The following is a 17,738-nucleotide window of genomic DNA, read 5'->3' as shown; positions in this document are numbered from 1 at the left end:
ATGCTCTTAGATTTTAACCCACTTTTGTTTTCCCTTTGATGATTTAATGGCAGCCTCAATAAAGGCCATCCCTTTCACTCCATCATCCACATCAGGGAAGTCGTATTTTTCAGGATCTATTCTTTTTCCAGGTTTAAAATCGCGAACGGCCTTGGCAAAGGCTACGTAAAGGTTGGCAAATGCTTCCAGGTATCCCTCCGGATGGCCTGATGGCGTTCTGGTATTTTGCTTTGAACTATCACAGGTATACCCCATAGCTGAACGGTATATTTCTTTGGCTTTATCGGGCCATTTTAATAACAGTGTGTTAGGCTCTTCTTGTCGCCATTCAAGCCCGCCTTTTTCACCATACACGCGAATGGACAGATTATTTTCTTCACCGGCAGCAATTTGTGTGGCCAACAATGTGCCATGCGCACCATTATCGAAATGTAAGAACATCATGTCGTCATCATCAAGCAACCGGCCGGGCACAACGGAATTCAGTTCAGCACAAAGCTCAGTAATAGTTGCACCGGTTACATATTCGGCAAGATTAGCCGCATGCGTACCGATATCGCCAAGCGCACCACCCAGCCCGGATTTTTTAGGATCAGACCGCCAGGTGGCTTGCTTTTGGCCGGTCTTCTCAAGGGGTGCATGCAGCCAACCTTGTATATACTCTACATAAACCTTGCGGACTTTGCCCAATTTGCCAGACTTGATCAATTGCCGTGCTTCCTTGATCATCGGGTAACCAGTATAGGTATGCGTTAATGCGAACACCAATCCAGATTTATCAGCAACTTGCTTTAGTTTTTTTGCTTCGGCCAGCGAAAGCGTCATTGGCTTATCGATAATCACGTGGAAACCATTTTCCAGTGCTGCTTTGGCAGGAGCAAAGTGCATATGATTGGGCGTTACAATGGATACAAAATCCATGCGCTGATCGGCCGGCAGTTTTTTCTCTGCTTTAATCATTTCATCATAGCTCGAATAAATACGCGAAGAATCCAGGTAAAGTGAATCTCCGGTTGCTTTTGATTTTTGCGGATCGCTGCTAAACACTCCACATACTAATTCAATTTGGCCATCCATAGCGGCAGCTTTCCGGTGCACAGCCCCGATAAAACCATCAAGGCCACCGCCCACCATGCCCATGCGTAATTTTCTTTTCACCGTTGGTCAATTTTTAGGTTGTTAAGCAATATATCCAAAAGATCGTAAAACATTAATACTGATTTTACGCAAACGTTTGCAATTATTTAAAGGGCTTGCGCAATCGATTTATTCGTGCAATTTTAGGTGCTCAAACCAAACCAAAACATGACTACTCAAACCAATCTTCAATTAAGGCTTAGTGTAATGATGTTCTTCCAGTTTTTCATCTGGGGAGGTTTTTTTGTTACCATGGGCAGTTACCTGCTGGAAGTATTTAAGGGAACTGAGGGCATCAACACCATTATCGGCAGTGCATACGCTACCCACAACTGGGCGGGGTTGCTGGCACCCTTGTTTGTTGGCTTGATAGCCGACCGCTACATAAATGCCGAAAAGGTTAACGCCTTTTGCCATTTGGTTGGAGGGGCGCTACTGTGGTACGCAGCATCGGTTACCGACCCGGGAACATTCATCTGGATTATGTTCGCCTACTTTATGCTCTTTATGCCAACCCTGGCCCTGGTAAATGCCATTGCTTTCGCAAACATTGCTAACCCCGACAAACAATTTCCGGCTATTCGTGTGTGGGGAACCATCGGTTGGATTGTGGCTGGGTTAGTGGTAGCCCAAACGGTTTTAGGCTGGCTTGATATACCCCTTATTAAAGCACTTACCGGTGTTGCCAATGCGCAGGCTACTAACATACCCTTAAAGATGTGTTCCATCATGTCGGTTATTTATGGTTTATATAGTTTCACCTTGCCTGCGGCACCCCCTCAAGCCAAAGGTCAGGCCTTTAGCATTAGTAAAGCGCTGGGATTGGATGCTATTAAACTGATGGGGCAACGGAACTTTGGAATTTTTGCGCTTTGCAGTTTTCTCATTTGTATCCCGTTGGCGTTCTATTATGCACGCACCAACGATTTTATTTCTGCCATGGCCTTTGGTGAAAAGTCTGCTTCGTTTATGACGATTGGGCAAGTAAGCGAAGTTTTGTTCATGCTCCTTGTGCCTTTCTTTATCGTTCGGTTAGGGGTTAAGTGGATGTTATTGGTGGGCATGCTTGCGTGGACTTTGCGTTACTTTTTGTTTGCAAGTTTTCCCGAATCTTCAGCTTTGCTGATTGTAGGTATTGCCCTTCATGGCATCTGTTACGATTTCTTTTTTGTTACCGGCCAGTTATATGTTGACCGCAAAGCGCCCAAAGATATACGGGCCAGTGCACAAGGACTATTTGCCCTATTGACTTATGGCGCAGGTATGCTGATTGGCAACTACATATTGGGATGGTGGGGTGACAAAATCAACCTGGACGGCTCGTCACAAGCAGGCTGGTTAGACGGTGCCTTTACCTTTTGGATTATGCCTTCATCACTCGCACTGGGGGTAGCTATACTCTTCTTCCTTACTTTCTGGGAAAAGAGGGATGAAGTTAAAGCATAACTGAACAACATGCTTCGTTTTTTTAAGCACTAACCATACGTAGCCTTCATAATCGATTGTACTTCGGGTAGTGATTTAAAAACAGAAAAAGTTTTGCCTTGCGTGCGAAGTGCACCCAGGATATTTCCATATTGCGAAGCAGTAATATAACCGAGAGGGTTTTCAAGTAAACCATACCCAACCCCACCGGCAAAAGAATCGCCACAACCTGTTGTATCTATTACTTCCTTAACTTTCACAGCCGGAACCATCGTTTCAACAACCTTTCCCTTTTCCTTAAAGTAAACCAAACAGCCGGTTGAATCAGCCGTGATGTATACACATCGCACGCCTTGGTTAAGACAATGAGTTGCAAATTTCAACAACTCCGCACGGTCCAGATGCGAAGTATCGGTATAATCACTGGTTTCGTATTCTTTTTTAAACCATGAAGCATGAGCCTCTTCCAGGTTCATTTTTAAAACATCGATATACGGAAGCCACTGGTCACGGTCAATCCAGAACTTGCGCTGTCGCTCACCATTAAACAAACACGCTGTGGTAGGGCCATGAGCATCGAAAATAATAGTACCCTTACTTTTACTTTTAATAAACTTCAAGGTATCGATCGAAATTTCGTAGTCGCTGATGGGTACAAACACAAACACATCGCAATTCAGGATGTCCTTCACATCATCAGGCAAAATAGGATCCATAAAACCGGTTTGACGCTCTACCCGGTTATTCATATCAAGAAACTTCAAACTAATAATGTCGCCCTGATCGTTTTTAGTGGTTATGCATTTCATGTTGATGCCCTTATAGCCTGCAAAAACTTCTTTCACATTGTCCAGGTCAACCTTGCGCACGTGTGCCACCGGAAAAATTTCCAGTTGATCACCGGCCATTATGGACAAGGCAATTACGGGGTGTGTAATACAACCCCATTTTTGGATCAGGTCACCGTTATGGGTTACAATATGATCGCGGGGTATCGGGCCAAGCACTGCAATTCGCTTCATAAGGTATTAGTTTTCAGTTAGGAAAGCTGCACCGAATACACCCGCACTATCGCCCAGCAAAGGCTTTACTACCGGTGTATCGAGGCGGTCGTTAAAAACATTTTGCTTAAGGTAGCTAATTCCATCCGAATAAATGGAAGGTATGTTGCCCACGCCACCACCTACAACAATTACATCCGGATCTAGGATATTGATCACCACACTCAATGCTTTACCAAACATTTCATGTAAGCGGTTGATGGTTTTAACCGCTGCACCGTCCGCTTTATCCTGGGCACGGGAAAATATTTCTTTTAACTTAAGGGAATTGCCGCTTTGCTCGCGATAAAAACGTTCCAAGGCAGGACCAGCAATAACATTCTCAACGCATCCGGTTTTGCCGCAATAACATTTTCCTCCTGATTCATCTAAAAAATTATGGCCCCATTCGCCTGCTATACCTTGTAGCCCGTTTATTACTTTGTTGTTTACCACGATACCACCTCCACAACCCGTACCCATAATAACACCAAATACAACTTCGGCTGTCGGGAATCTTTCTTTTACTACACCCAACCGGGTTTCGGCAAGCGCAAAACAGTTTGCATCGTTAGCGGTAAGCACCTGCATTCCCAATAATTTTTCAAGGTCCTGTTTAAGTGGTTTGAAATTTAAAACAGTTGAGTTACTGTTCTTAAAAAGCCCTGTGTGCGTATCCATAGTGCCCGGTGTACCGATACCAATTTTATCAGGTTTATACCCGGCTTTTACCACCATCATATCCACCAATTTCTTAATTTGATGAAGCACATGTTCATAGCCAACATGGGCTTCGGTAGGCACTCGGTCGCGAAAAACAGATTCGGCACTTGCCGAAGAGTTCATAATAATGCCTTCAACTTTTGTACCGCCTAAATCAATACCCCAAAGTTGATTTGTATTAACTGACATATTTCTTACTCCTTTTAATTGCTCAAATCTTTAATTAAATATCGAGAGGTATTTTTATTGAATGTTCTCCACGAGTGCCAGAATTCCTGGTAGGCTTGAAGGGGCTCAAGCTGCCTGCCCTTTAAACTTCCTGAAACACATTCACCATGCGTATTCCATTCTGATTTAGTTTGTTTATCCTTGATAAAAGCTGAACCCGCCTCAGTATAAAATACCAATGAGTCACGTTTCCATACATGGAACGATGAGGAGTCAGGTTGAAGATGAATTAAAATGGGTACACCTTTTAATGTGTCATTGATTGTGGACATTTGTATAAGGTCATTCCAATCATACGCGCGAGCCCTATCGCTGATCTTAACGCCCAATACCCACGATTTATCTTTCCAGGAAAGTGAATCGCGGTATTCAAGGTGGCTTGCAATAGTGCCTCGGTCAAAGCCTTCCAGCTTTTTATACTTATCGGTGAATGAACTGTCGGGTTGCATAATTTTGGAAGCAGGGTAAAGGGCAAGCCATGCCTGCAACGTCATTTGCTGCGACTGATATTCGGTAAGCACTTTACCGGTTAATGGGCCGGCTACAGCAACACCGGTAGCTTGCCTCCACCAACTTTTAGTGGTAGCATCTTCGAACATGGCATTGAAATGATCCATGCCTACCAACCTAAAATGCTCAAGCGCTCCGTCAACAACCGGGTCAAAAACCCTACCAGTTCGGCATACCGTACAATACGTTATCATTACCGGTAAACCACCAATGCTATCACGCACCTGGTGATGATACCCAATAATTTCTATTGGGTATGCCTTAGCTTCTCCGTTCAACTGAACCCCCAAAACCAGGCTTGATTGATTAACCTTATTGTCAATAAGGATGGAAAAAGTAAGTTGCCTTGGTTTCAAAAACATTTTATCGGCCAGAAACCTGAAGTTGAACATGTAAAAAACAGTAGCATAAGCTGCCAAGCCCGCTGAAAGAAAAATTTTCCAACCCCAGGATAATTGTCTCAATAAAAATGCAAGGCTGCCCAACAAAACCACACCACCGATCAGGCGAAGCAGCAGCATATGGCCATTCAAAAAGTAAGCGATACCAATCGTTTCGCGTTGCTGGCTTCCAGGAAAGGGCATGATGAAATATACCCTTAGTATCTCAACTGAAATTAAATAGAGGATGGATGCAACTGTTAGTATTCGAAATGCTTTCATGGCTAATGTCCTATCCCTCCTTTAAATTCTAATTCATTTTGCGATACCGGCTTCACCTTTATAAACAATACAGCAATTGCCGCCAATACCAGTAATATCCCGGCAAATAAAATAGCATAGCGCGAATCATTGCTAAGGAAATGCTTGATTACAAATCCAAAAGTTAGGTTTTGCAAAATCATAGGGATAACAATCATCATATTCACGATACCCATATACACACCATAGCGTTCTTTCGGTATTGAACTCACCACCATCAGGTAAGGTATGCCCATCATACTGGCCCAGCCAACACCAAAACCTGTAATAGCAACAAACAAGAGCATTTTATTTGTAATAAATGGAAACCAAATGAAGCCTGCAGCCGCGAGGGTAAGGCATAAGAAATGAACCACCTTTGGGCTGTATTTTTTTGCGAGCCAGGCAAGACCGAAAGCCGTGAGAAAAGTAACAATATTATACCATCCATTAACCAGCCCGGTTAAACTAACGGCCTGTTCATAGCCTTCCGGATCAGCAGATGGTGTTGCCTTAAAAATGGAAAGTGCAATGCTTTTAGATGAATTCTGCCAATAACAAAACAAGGCATACCACTGAAATAAATAAACAAGGGCTAATTGCCACATTACCAGGGGCATTTCCTTTATTGCCGCAGCAATATCCTTAAATGAACCAAAAAGACTTAACGGTTTCGATCGGATTTCATCCAACGCTTCAGGCGATGGTGGAATTTCAGGAGTGGTGCGAATGCTCCAACAAACGGAAGTGATAGAACAAAAAGCTCCCAGGAAAAAAGAAGCGAATACCCAGTTCGGAATCGCACCGGTTTTACCAACGATAACTAAAGGAAAAGCAAACAGAGAGAAGTTGGCAAGGGTTTGACCTAACCCCGTGAAAAAACTTTGCGCCTGGAATCCAATGCGCTGTTGGTCCTCCGGCAACTTATCTGCAATAAATGCGCGATAAGGTTCCATGGCGGTATTGTTACCAGCATCTAAAATCCATAACAAGCCGGCCGCCATCCACAACGAACTGCTGAATGGATAAATCAACAAGGTGATGCTGCACAGCAATGCACCGATAAAGAAATAAGGATGTCGCCTGCCCCAGCGCGGATGCCAGGTTTTATCGCTTAAAGCACCAATGATTGGCTGTACTAACAAACCTGTAACCGGACCAGCCAGGTTGAGCAACGGGATTTCATCCGGGGCCGCACCTAAAAAATCATAGATAGGATTAACGGCACTCTGTTGTAAGCCAAAGCTATATTGAATGCCAAAAAAACCGACATTCATATTAATGATTTGCCAGAAAGAGAGTGAGGGTTTAAAGGTCGCCATGAACTGACATTAGGTAACAACCGGTTGCCTAAAGTATCAATTTATAGTTGAAAAATCTATTGGCCGATTGGTATAAATGACCAAAAATATACACCTCAAAATCAAGTAGTTACACTATTCAAACACAAGCCCATTTTCCTTCCGGGTGCGGATATTCGCTATGACCCACTGCCCTACTTTTGTTCCCTGCTTAATCCCCTCATCAATAGCTGGGCGGTAGTGAATGCCTCCATATAAACGGCTCACTGAGGCCTCATCCGAAGCATGCTTGAAAGAAGTGAAACTTCTGGGAGGCAGTCCAAATTCCAATTCGGTTGAGTCTATAAAATTAAAATTCTCACCGATTAGTTTTGTGAGTACCACGGAGGCAGCGCTTGATATTACGCTATGGCCACTGGTATGTTCAGGAAAGGGAGGTGTTTGTAACAGGGGTAGCCAGTTCTCGTCAATAAATTGGTTTATGTAAGTCTCTGGCCTAACCAATTTGCTCCGGTACTTTTCATCCCAACACGAAATAAATCCATCAGCAAGAGCGAGCGATACGGTGGCATAGGCCTCAGCCGTTTCGAAAAAATCTTTACCGGTACTGGTACAACTAATGCGTGTAATGTTAATCCAATGGCCGCCTGGTGAAATTTTTTTAGTGGCAAACATAACATGCCCGCGCACATTCATTTTAAAGGGATTGCAATCCCAAAAATTAGCAATTTCCTGGTACTCACTGTTAGCACTATTTACCGCATCGTAAACTTCCATTGCTTCCTGATAAAATTTACTTTTCGGATCGGTACTGAATTGCGTGGGAGGAGCCGGTATATACTGAGTAGATGAATCCAGAACAAAGGGTCGGATTTTCGTCCAGCTTGGTTCAATACCCTCCATGTAAGCAGGTGGTGTGGGCTTCCACCTGGAAGGGTCATTTAACAATACCGTATATTTTTCAAAGGTTCGCGTCTGCTTATAATTGTCTTTACCAGACCAATCCAAAATATGCTTTGCCACAGCTTCACCATAAGCCAATGAATTCTTGTACATATCATCCGGCATGCCTGAATTCTTAAACGCTATAAGTGTTTGCTGATGAAAAGTCTCCATGTCTGCCTCAGAAAATATCAAAGCCTTTCCGACAAGCGACAACGCATGAACGGAGGATAACTCAAAACAATATTTTTTGGCAGAATCAGGTTGTGGAAGAGCCTCGAGCCCGTTTAACTGACCCGCCAGACTTATGAATTGAGGATTACCCGGTATTGCAGCTTCATAGGCAGCAATACTGCTGTAGGCGTAAATCCGACTGGCAACTGGGGGTGAGAAGATATCATGAACAATGATATCGGTAATCTTTTTCATGGTACGGTGCAAATGATTGGGATCAACAGCACCCGGATCAAAATCTACATTTTCCTTTCTGCTACAGCACACCAGCATACCGCCAGTGAGTATCACTAAAATCAACTTCCTCATTTTCCTTTCAATTGACCGTACAAAATTAGCTATTTCACAGAGTAGTTCATGCGGCTTACGCCAACTCCTTTTAACTCCAGCGTGCGCCATTTGGAAGGCAGCTTAGCCTTGGTTTGCTGTATTCCCTGATCAGTAATCGACAGGCCGCCAAAACCAAAAATAACCGCCTGAAGCATACCACCTGCTCCTGTTGCAAAATATGGATTGGTTCCTCCGGCAGTTTCAGCCAAGACGCCAAACGGGGGAACTTCATTCGGTTTGTACGACTTAATAAACAGTTCATGTGCCTTGTCCATGTTGCCTAACCTGGCATACAGGGTAGCCAAAACAGAATTGCCCATGGCCGGTCCGTCTTTAGCCATTCGTGGTTCATAATATCTCAAATCCTGTTCAATTTGATCACGTGAAGTGATTACATCCAATGGAAAAGCAAGGAGGTTAACATCAGCTTGTTTAATATCTACACCGTTATAGGTAGCGTTCTCTCGTGTGGTGCCATCAGCAAATTTAAGAATGGGTATATTATTGGCCACCAGCATCCAGTCGGGATCAGGCTTAATACCCAATAAGGTTGCAGCCTGGGTAGCATATTTCAAAACAGTAATAGCCATACCATTGGTAAAGGCATTATTATCAATATTCTCTTCCCATTCATTGGCCCCAATAACGTTATTGATTTCGTACTTCCCCGGACCTTTGCGTTCCACCCTGCTGGCCCAAAAATCGGCCACCTCTTTAAGCACCGGGTAGGCCCGTTCGGCCAGAAACTTTCGGTCTTTTGTTACCTGGTAGTATTTCCAGAAAGCCCAACCAATGCAGCCCGTAATATGATGCTGAAAAGGACCCGTAAGCGCCCATACAGGCGTATCTTCTGTTCCATCGGCAGATGATTCCCAAGGAAACATGGCACCCTTATAACCGTGTGAAAATGCGTTTTGTCGGGCTGCCTCCAATCGCTCGAAACGATACTCTAAAAGCGAGCGGGCCATTTCTGGCTGCATGACCAATAAAGGCGGGTACATCCATAATTCTGTATCCCAAAAAACGTGACCGTTATAGCCCAAACCACTCAACCCCATGGGCGACAAACTATAGGCTGTGCCCTCGCGCGCAAAAGAGTACAAATGATACAAAGCAAAGCGAACATCGCGTTGTGCCTGCTCATCACCATCAATAATAATATCACTCTTCCAAAGTTTTTCCCATTCAGCCTCATGGCGCATCAGTAAGCGATCGGTACCCTCCAGCATGGCATACACGCTTAATCGCTCGGCTTCATTATGAGGATCCTTATAGTGCGCGGTGGAAACAGTTGATGAGACAATGCTGAAGGTATACGTCTCCCCCGCTTTTATTTTCTTATGAAATTTGGCTAAGTGCATGTTGTAATCCCAATCCTCGTGGATCAATTGAGGTTCGTTGCCATGAGGTTCTGGAAAAACAAAGCTGTTGCTGGCGGCTACGGTATGTTTTCCAGACGGACTTTTTGCCACCGATGTGAGCAAGGGGATTTTTACATGTGGTCTATCGATTTCGCTGTAGTAATTCCTTACGTTAGCCAGATGATCGGGTGCTTCAATTACGCTCATCGGTGTAATGCCTACATCCTTCTTTGCCGAGATAGAAACGATGCTTAGTGCTGTGTATGGCAAGTGTCTCAGCGCCATCATAGTATGCTTTACGCTTACTTTATCAGCCACATCGAAAGTGGTAATAAGTGCAGCCTTTTTCATGTCCAATGTTTGCTGATAATTACTAATGGACTTGGCATTTATGCGCTGGCCATCCACATCGAGATTCATATTAACATGGTTAAATGACTTCAGAATGTTTGATACTCGCCCACGTTGATAATGGTCGTAAACTCCATTTAACACTACATCCTGCACACGCAATGGATTGGGTGATGAAACTATGCCCACCATGCCATTGGCCACGGTTACGCCATAGTAATGTGATGGATTGATGTTGGTTGCTGGAACTTGCCAGGTACTTTGATTTTGTGATTGAGCATCAATACTGAAGCAGGAATAACACAAAACGATCTTACAAATTAGGAACCGCATAAAATCAGGGATTAAATTCAAGTGAATACACTTTAACCGGTTGGTTTGGCCCAACAAGCACAATATGTTTCTTACCTCCGATGGTAATTGATCGTACCTTTGTAAATTCATAAAAATAATCATCCTTGGATAGAAAGCTAATGAATTGGGCTTTAAATCCATCTGCTCCACCGCGGAGTAAAACTGCCGCTTGTGCGGATTGATTACCCAAGCCAATGGTATTGCTTTTCGAATTGCCAACAAGTAATACATCCTCGAATCCATCCCTATCAAAATCTTCAACGAACAAATCATTAACCATACTTAACTGGAGAAGATTATCGATTTTACAACGCTCGTAACTGTTATCCTTGGCAGGAGAAAATACTGATGTCTTAAACGTATAAGCGTATTTAACTTCAGCCTCTTGCAATTTATCATCGGTAAACATGTCGGCTGGGCCTGATATAGTAGAGAAACTCAAATAATTGTTAAATTTTTTATTGAGTGAGGGCAACTGCTTGCCCAGTTGCATTTTTGTATGAAAGGGAATATTCCGCTTACCCAGATAATAAAACAATACCGGGTCGACAGTACCGTTGCTGTCAAAATCATTCACTAGCAACGTTATCGGCTGGGTTGAAGATGGTTTTAACCTTAGGTTATCACCAACATTTCCTGCAATTATTTCGGCACGTTTGTCCCCATTCAAATCGGCCACTTTTATTGACTTCCACCATCCATGAGTTTTCGTGAACCCGGATATTTCTTTCGCAATAAATTTATTGATAGAATTAATGAAAACAGAAATCGGCATCCAGTCACCCACTACAATAATATCCAAGATACCATCATTGTTTACATCGTGCCAGGCGGCATCGGTAACCAAACCCGTTTCAAGTTCCGTATGTACTGAGAACTTTCCCCGGCCATCATTAACCAAAATATAGCTTGTTGGAGCAACCCCATATTTAAAGGGAGTATTACGCGCTCCTATAAAGAAGTCAATAAATCCATCATTATTAAAATCAGCAGGTTTCACACAAGAACCGTTAAAATAAACGGAAGGCAATAAATCAGCAGCTTTAGAAAACTTTCCTTTACCATCATTTATATACAATCGATCGGCTAATAATTTATGCCCTTCAGGATATTCATTTCCTCCGCTCACCACATATAAGTCAGGAAAACCGTCATTATTTACATCTGCAAAAACAGCATCCACATCTTCATGAAGTTTATCTTTTTCAAAGACATCGAGGTTTATCAAGCTGAACGAACCATTAAGCTTTTGAATATAAAGAGCTGCGGCCTGATGTTTGCTCCCACCAATAAAGATATCATCGAAACCATCACCGTTCACATCAGCTACCGCAACTGCAGGTCCTTCGCGTGACAATAAATACGGAATAAGGGGCTCAGCCAGATAATCTTTGTAATCATTCTCGTTATGCCTGAAAGGTATTATAACAGATGCTTCACGAAGCTGGACATTGACACTACTTTTTTCAGACTTTCTGATCGACAAATCAGCGTTTTCATGAAACGTTACTGTACTGTTTACTGTAATTTCTTTTTCAACTTGAACAGCATTACCTCTCCAATAAATTTCAACGCTATCAATTTTATCAATATCTCCTAAACCAAAATGAATAACCGGGGAAACAGCTGATTGGAATCCCCGTGACAATATCGCTTCACGCATAAAGACTTTACCCTTGGCATAAACATTTACACGAGAACCAATACCGAAATAATTCTTTGGCGAACGTAATTCAACTTTCAAAAAATTGTTTGAAAACTTTTCATTTGTTTTATTCTCATAGATAAAGGCAGGTTGATTCACATTGTTGATAATCAACTCAAGATCTCCATCGTTATCCAAATCGGCATACGTTATGCCATTTGAATATGATGGCAAATTCAAGCCCCATTGTTGCGCCAGGTTTTCAAATTTTAAATCATCACTTTGCTTAAAGATAAAGTTGGGAATGCGTAAGGTAGGAAGCCGCTTAATCATCTCACGCTCTAAACTGTCACTATCAAGATTCTGATACCGCAGATTAGCAAGGTCAGCCGTATATTGAATGTAATCCAGGTCGTTTGGTCGTTTATATATACCGGTTGATATAAACAATTCGGTTTTACCGTCATTTGTAAAATCGCCCATCAATGCACCCCAACTCCAATCGGTAGCGTGTATACCTGCATATTGGGCAATCTCCATAAAATGATCACCTCTGTTAACCTGTAAACTATTGCGTACATACTGGTGCCCATAACCATAACCTTGCTTTATATCCGAAACCTCCTGCGTATCTTCAGCAGCAGATTTCATCAGTATTTGAGGATCCTCCGGCAGCATATCCAGCGTAACAATATCAGGTAACCCGTCACCATTAATATCGGCAATATCACAACCCATTGAATACCTGCTGGTATGAGCAATGAATTTTTCAAGGCATTCGGTAAAGGTGCCATTACCATTATTTAGGTAGAGGTAATCATTTTCATGAAAGTCGTTGGCCACATAAATATCCAGCCAACCATCCTGATTGATGTCGGAGATTGAAACACCTAATCCATAACCAATATGGGATGAATAGATTTTGGATTCTATTGTTACATCTTCAAACTTCTTTATTCCATTTTCAGCCAGGTTTCGGAAGAGTTTATCACCGGAGGTAGCATTTAATTCTTTACGCAATTCAGATGACCCATAACTGTGGATGGTATGAATGGAATGGTTAAGCAGGTACATATCCATGTCCCCATCATTATCGTAGTCAAAAAAAACAGCTTGTGTGGAGAAACCTGTAAAATCCAAGCCATATTCAACTGCTTGCTCAGTAAACGTTAAATCACCGTTGTTAATATACAATAGGTTATGGCCTTGAAGCCCTTTATAACCACCTACCTGGCAAACATAAATATCAAGGTATCCATCATTATTAATATCTACTAAAGTAACCCCGGTTGTCCAATCACCTTCCCCGGCAACACCGGCTGCATGTGTAATGTCTTCGAATTTTAAATTTCCTTTGTTCAGGTAAAGCCTATTAAGTTCTTCATTGGCCGTAAAATACAAATCTATCAGGCCATCGTTATTAAAATCACCGGCCGCCACTCCACCACCATTGTAGTAATACATGTACTGAATGATGTCGAGTTTTTTATTGGAAAGATTATTGGAAAAGTGGACTCCTGTTTGAATAGGTGAAAGGAACTTAAATAACGTATCTTTCGACTTCTCCTGGCAACCTATAGTTAAAATAAAAATACTCAAAATGAATACTCTCATGGACTCAGTTTGAAGAACACAACGGAATCATTATTTCGGGCAATTAGTAAGTAGGGTTTTCCGGCTATTTGTATACGTTGCATCTTGCGAATGGCTCCTGTAACGGAGAATCCACATAATCGCGAGGGGATATTCACAAAATTACCATCACCTGAGCCTTTCAGGAAGGTTCCGTAGCTTGCGTCATAACGGCCAGCTTCAGGTTTCGCCTCATACAAGTTACCCCCCAGTAATAAATCGGTATTACCATCTTTATCAAAGTCATCAGCAAGAATAGAGTATACCGGGGTAATTTGCGCTTCTATAGGAAGTGCTTGAATTTTAAATTTTTTACCACCGTTGTTAAGCATTATTGACGAACTTAAAAAGTTAGCCGTTAGAACATGAGCATCCTTTAATTGGGTGGGTGTAAAAATATCCTGAACAGTATGCTTATTATAACTTTCGTACTTGAGGTACTTTTTTTTCAGGCTTGGCATCTGTGCTACAATTTCATGCTTTAGCGTAAAGGGTAATATTTTTCCTCCAACATCGCGGGCATAGATGTGCTCAAGGGTTCCATTTCCATCAAAATCATTTGTAAACAGATACAAAGGTGTATGATCAGAACCTTTGAACCTGCTATTTAAACCATGATTGCCCAAAACAAAATCTGTGTATCCATCTGAGTTTAAGTCCGCTTCTTGAACAGTATTCCACCAGCCTGAATACTTATCGAAACCCACTTCTGTACTTCGATCTCTGAAATAACCTTTACTATTTTCAAGCAATACTGGGTGCATCCACTCCCCCACCACTAGCAGATCTAAATCACCATCTTTATCATAGTCTGTCCAACATGCATCCGTTATATGCCCTAATCCCGAAAGCATGGGCGCAACCGCTTGGGTTACGTCCTCATAATTTCCCTGTCCGTCATTGCGATAAATAAAACCAGAAGGTGGGATTCCATATGCAAATGGATCAGCGCGAACACCAACAAATAAGTCAAGATATCCATCACCATCAAAATCACCTGCTTTTGCCGTTCCGGTAATTCGTGCTTGAGTAGATAAACCGCGTTGCGGTGTGCGCACAAAATTACCTGAACCGTCATTCTTGTAAATCCGATCTACCAATTCTGGTGCACCTACGGTAAATTCATTCCCGCCACTGGCCACAAAAAGATCCAAATCACCATCATTGTCAAAATCAAAGAAAATAGCCTGAACATCTTCCGAAGCAGCATCGTCATTAAAAGCAGGTGCAGTTGCTCGCTGAAACTCTCCACTTGTTTGCTGCATATATAAGGCAGCGGCATAGCCTCGGGCGCCACCCAAAAAAACATCTTCCCGGCCGTCACCATTTACATCGCCAACTGCCAAGGCTGGGCCCTGGGTTGATAGCATATGATAAGTCAGCCGGTCACGATCAAAATCTACAAAAGGGTTTTCACGATGGGTGTACTCGAAAAAGGGTTTACGCTCAAGTTTTGAAAATACTGCGGGACCATTGAACATGGCCTTGGCCCGAATTTCCAAACCATCCTTTTCATTGAGCTTAAGCTCCTGATTGGATTTGACGGTTGCCAGAGAAGTTAGCCTTCCCGATGGCCAGTATACCTTAACCGAATCAAGCAACTGGTGGCTCCCTACCCCAACAATAAGTTTCTGATCAACCGATGATTGAAAGCCACGGTTAGGCATTTGCTCCACTATGAATAGGTTATCACCAGCCTTTACTTCAACGCGGGCACCAATGGCAGAAGTATTTTTTCCTATTCCCGTTAATTCAAACTTGATGAAATTGTTGGAAGGGCTTACCTGAAGTTGCTTATTTTCATATATGAAAGCATAATTATTAACGTTATTAATTACAAGGTCTAAAGCACCATCATTGTTCAAGTCTGCATAAGCAGCGCCATTACTATGGGTCTTTTCTGCAAGCCCCCATTTGCCCGCCTTATTAACAAATTGAAGGTTTCCTTTATTTTGAAATAAATAATTAGGTACCGGATGGATAGGAATAGGCTCAATTAAGGCCTTATAATCTACCCCTTGCTTACTTACAATTCTTTTAATGGTTTTTTCATCAGCGATAAAACTCAGGTAATCAAGGTCTGTAATATCCTGATGGATTCCATTCGCTACAAAAATATCCTTAGATCCATCATTGTCTACATCAAAAATCAAAGCCCCCCAACTCCAATCAGTTGCTTCAACACCTGCTAATCGGCTTATATCGCTAAAAGTTTGATTACCATTGTTCAAATGAAGCATATTTCGGGTAAGCTGGTAATGATAACCGTTTGAATGCCCATACGTAAAACGATCCCAGTTATCGAAAGTAGTGATTTGCTTGAGTCGATAATCGTCTTCTGGAAGCATATCGGTTACAAAGATGTCAAGCCAACCATCGTTGTTGATATCGGCTACATCAGCTCCCATAGACGCTGCACTTATGGATGGCATGGCCGATTCAAGAACTTCTTTAAAAGTTCCATCATGGTTATTGATATACAAATAATCACGCTCAAAAAAATCATTGCTTATGAAGATATCCATCCACCCATCATTATTTACATCACCCACGGTTATGCCCAATCCGAAACCAATTATGCTTCCATAAATACCTGCAGCTTCACTGACATCAGTAAATCGATCACCATCATTCCGGAATAGTTTGTCTCCCCCAACCGAATCACGAACATGCCTGATATTTTGCATCAGGTTAAAACTACCAATGGCTTGGTATGAATTGTTTAAAAGATAGAGGTCCAGGTCTCCATCGTTATCATAATCAAAAAAAACAGCGTGTGTTGAAAAGCCCTGATCAGCCAAACCATAGCGCTCAGCTTGTTCAGAGAATGTAAGATCACCGTTGTTGATAAAAAGCTCATTTTGCTTATTATCTCCTTTAATGTCCCCTGAATTACAAACATAAATATCAAGTAAGCCATCGCCATTTATGTCAGCTACCGCAACTCCTGTAGACCACGCCCTCGAACCACCAACCCCCGCTTGTTCTGTTATATCTTCAAAACGAAAATCACCTTTATTCAGGTATAATTTATTCTGACCTTGATTACAAGTGAAATAAATATCAGGGAGCCCATCTTTATTAAAGTCACCAATACCAACACCACCACCATTATAAAAATTACGATACGTAAAAATATTGAAGGCTTCATCGAACACAAGGTCATTCCTGAATTTAATACCCGTTCGCTCAGGGGGCAAAAAATCAAATAACCGTTCATCGGTTTTTGCTTTTGGGTTGCAACCAAAAAGCCATACCCCGATGGATAAAGGCAAAATTATATGGCCTACTAAGCGCAAATCAGTTTTCATTCTTGACTCTATATAGATCGGTAATATCAGCACCAACAGTTGAGGCGTTCTTTATGAAAAGCCTGATACGCCTGTTGCCCATAACCATGACCCAAAGTTTTTTTGTCTTATCCTTATTCTCCAAGTAAATAAATTCCGAACCATACCAACGCTCCAGCAATTGTTTTACATCCATTAGCAAACTATCAGACGAAAGCATGGGATTCCAGGGTGCCCACGCCAGGTATGAAAATTCAACTGGCATACGGTTTAATTCACCATCCTGAAAATCAGGGTAAAACCACATGTACGTATCTGAACGCATTAACGTGGTATCTAATCGGTATTGTACCGATAAATTACTTGGCCCCTGAAGTATAAGTCCTTGTTTATTCAACTCCCAACAGTGCGTATAAAAATCCTTTTGACTCATACCAAACTTGATACCGAGGAAAATTGAATCATAACGAATACCGCTTGCCATTTCCCTATCAACAAGCTTATCGTAGGGTGATTGTTTACATGAAACCAGGATGGATAACAATAGAAGCAAGC

11 protein-coding genes are annotated in these 17,738 nt (G+C 42.2%); 1 reads left to right on the top strand and 10 read right to left on the bottom strand.

Going from position 1 to position 17,738, the window contains the following annotated elements; genetic code table 11:
- Positions 1-6: 6 nt before the first annotated feature.
- Positions 7-1,140 (bottom strand): Gfo/Idh/MocA family oxidoreductase, encoded by a 1,134-nt coding sequence (locus tag KIT51_09440; GenBank protein ID UYN88546.1) that lies wholly within the window; start codon positions 1,138-1,140, stop codon positions 7-9.
- Between the two features lie 165 nt (positions 1,141-1,305).
- On the opposite strand from KIT51_09440, the gene KIT51_09435 reads away from it, so the two are divergent.
- Entirely contained in the window at positions 1,306-2,583 is a 1,278-nt protein-coding gene (locus KIT51_09435) for an MFS transporter (GenBank protein ID UYN85127.1), read from the top strand.
- Between the two features lie 29 nt (positions 2,584-2,612).
- On the opposite strand, the gene KIT51_09430 is transcribed toward KIT51_09435, so the two are convergent.
- From KIT51_09430 to KIT51_09390, 9 genes are all read right to left on the bottom strand, one after another.
- On the bottom strand, positions 2,613-3,584 hold the full coding sequence (locus tag KIT51_09430; GenBank protein ID UYN85126.1) for a carbohydrate kinase family protein: 972 nt from the start codon (positions 3,582-3,584) through the stop codon (positions 2,613-2,615).
- A gap of 6 nt (positions 3,585-3,590) precedes the next feature.
- Positions 3,591-4,514, bottom strand: coding sequence for an ROK family protein (locus KIT51_09425; GenBank protein ID UYN85125.1), 924 nt, complete (start codon positions 4,512-4,514; stop codon positions 3,591-3,593).
- Positions 4,515-4,528: 14 nt separating this feature from the next.
- Positions 4,529-5,725 (bottom strand): DUF3179 domain-containing protein, encoded by a 1,197-nt coding sequence (locus KIT51_09420; GenBank protein UYN85124.1) that lies wholly within the window; start codon positions 5,723-5,725, stop codon positions 4,529-4,531.
- A gap of 2 nt (positions 5,726-5,727) precedes the next feature.
- A complete protein-coding gene (locus KIT51_09415) occupies positions 5,728-7,065 on the bottom strand; it encodes an MFS transporter (GenBank protein ID UYN85123.1) in 1,338 nt (445 codons plus the stop codon).
- 114 nt (positions 7,066-7,179) lie between these two features.
- Complete coding sequence (locus KIT51_09410) at positions 7,180-8,529, bottom strand: vanadium-dependent haloperoxidase (GenBank protein UYN85122.1); 1,350 nt, start codon at positions 8,527-8,529, stop codon at positions 7,180-7,182.
- Between the two features lie 29 nt (positions 8,530-8,558).
- The gene (locus tag KIT51_09405; protein ID UYN85121.1) at positions 8,559-10,595 is read right to left on the bottom strand and encodes a glycoside hydrolase family 65 protein; all 2,037 of its coding nucleotides are present in this window, start codon (positions 10,593-10,595) and stop codon (positions 8,559-8,561) included.
- Between the two features lie 4 nt (positions 10,596-10,599).
- Positions 10,600-13,875 (bottom strand): VCBS repeat-containing protein, encoded by a 3,276-nt coding sequence (locus tag KIT51_09400; protein ID UYN88438.1) that lies wholly within the window; start codon positions 13,873-13,875, stop codon positions 10,600-10,602.
- On the bottom strand, positions 13,872-17,204 hold the full coding sequence (locus KIT51_09395) for a VCBS repeat-containing protein (GenBank protein ID UYN88437.1): 3,333 nt from the start codon (positions 17,202-17,204) through the stop codon (positions 13,872-13,874). Before KIT51_09395 ends, KIT51_09400 begins: the two co-directional genes overlap by 4 nt.
- Entirely contained in the window at positions 17,194-17,736 is a 543-nt protein-coding gene (locus tag KIT51_09390) for a hypothetical protein (protein UYN88436.1), read from the bottom strand. The genes KIT51_09395 and KIT51_09390 overlap by 11 nt, the downstream gene beginning before the upstream one ends.
- Positions 17,737-17,738 lie beyond the last annotated feature (2 nt).

It is taken from the genome of Cyclobacteriaceae bacterium (assembly GCA_025808415.1).
In the GTDB taxonomy this organism is placed as follows: domain Bacteria; phylum Bacteroidota; class Bacteroidia; order Cytophagales; family Cyclobacteriaceae; genus UBA2336.
Note: the sequence above shows the minus strand (reverse complement) of the source record. Positions and strands in the feature narration are given on the sequence as shown.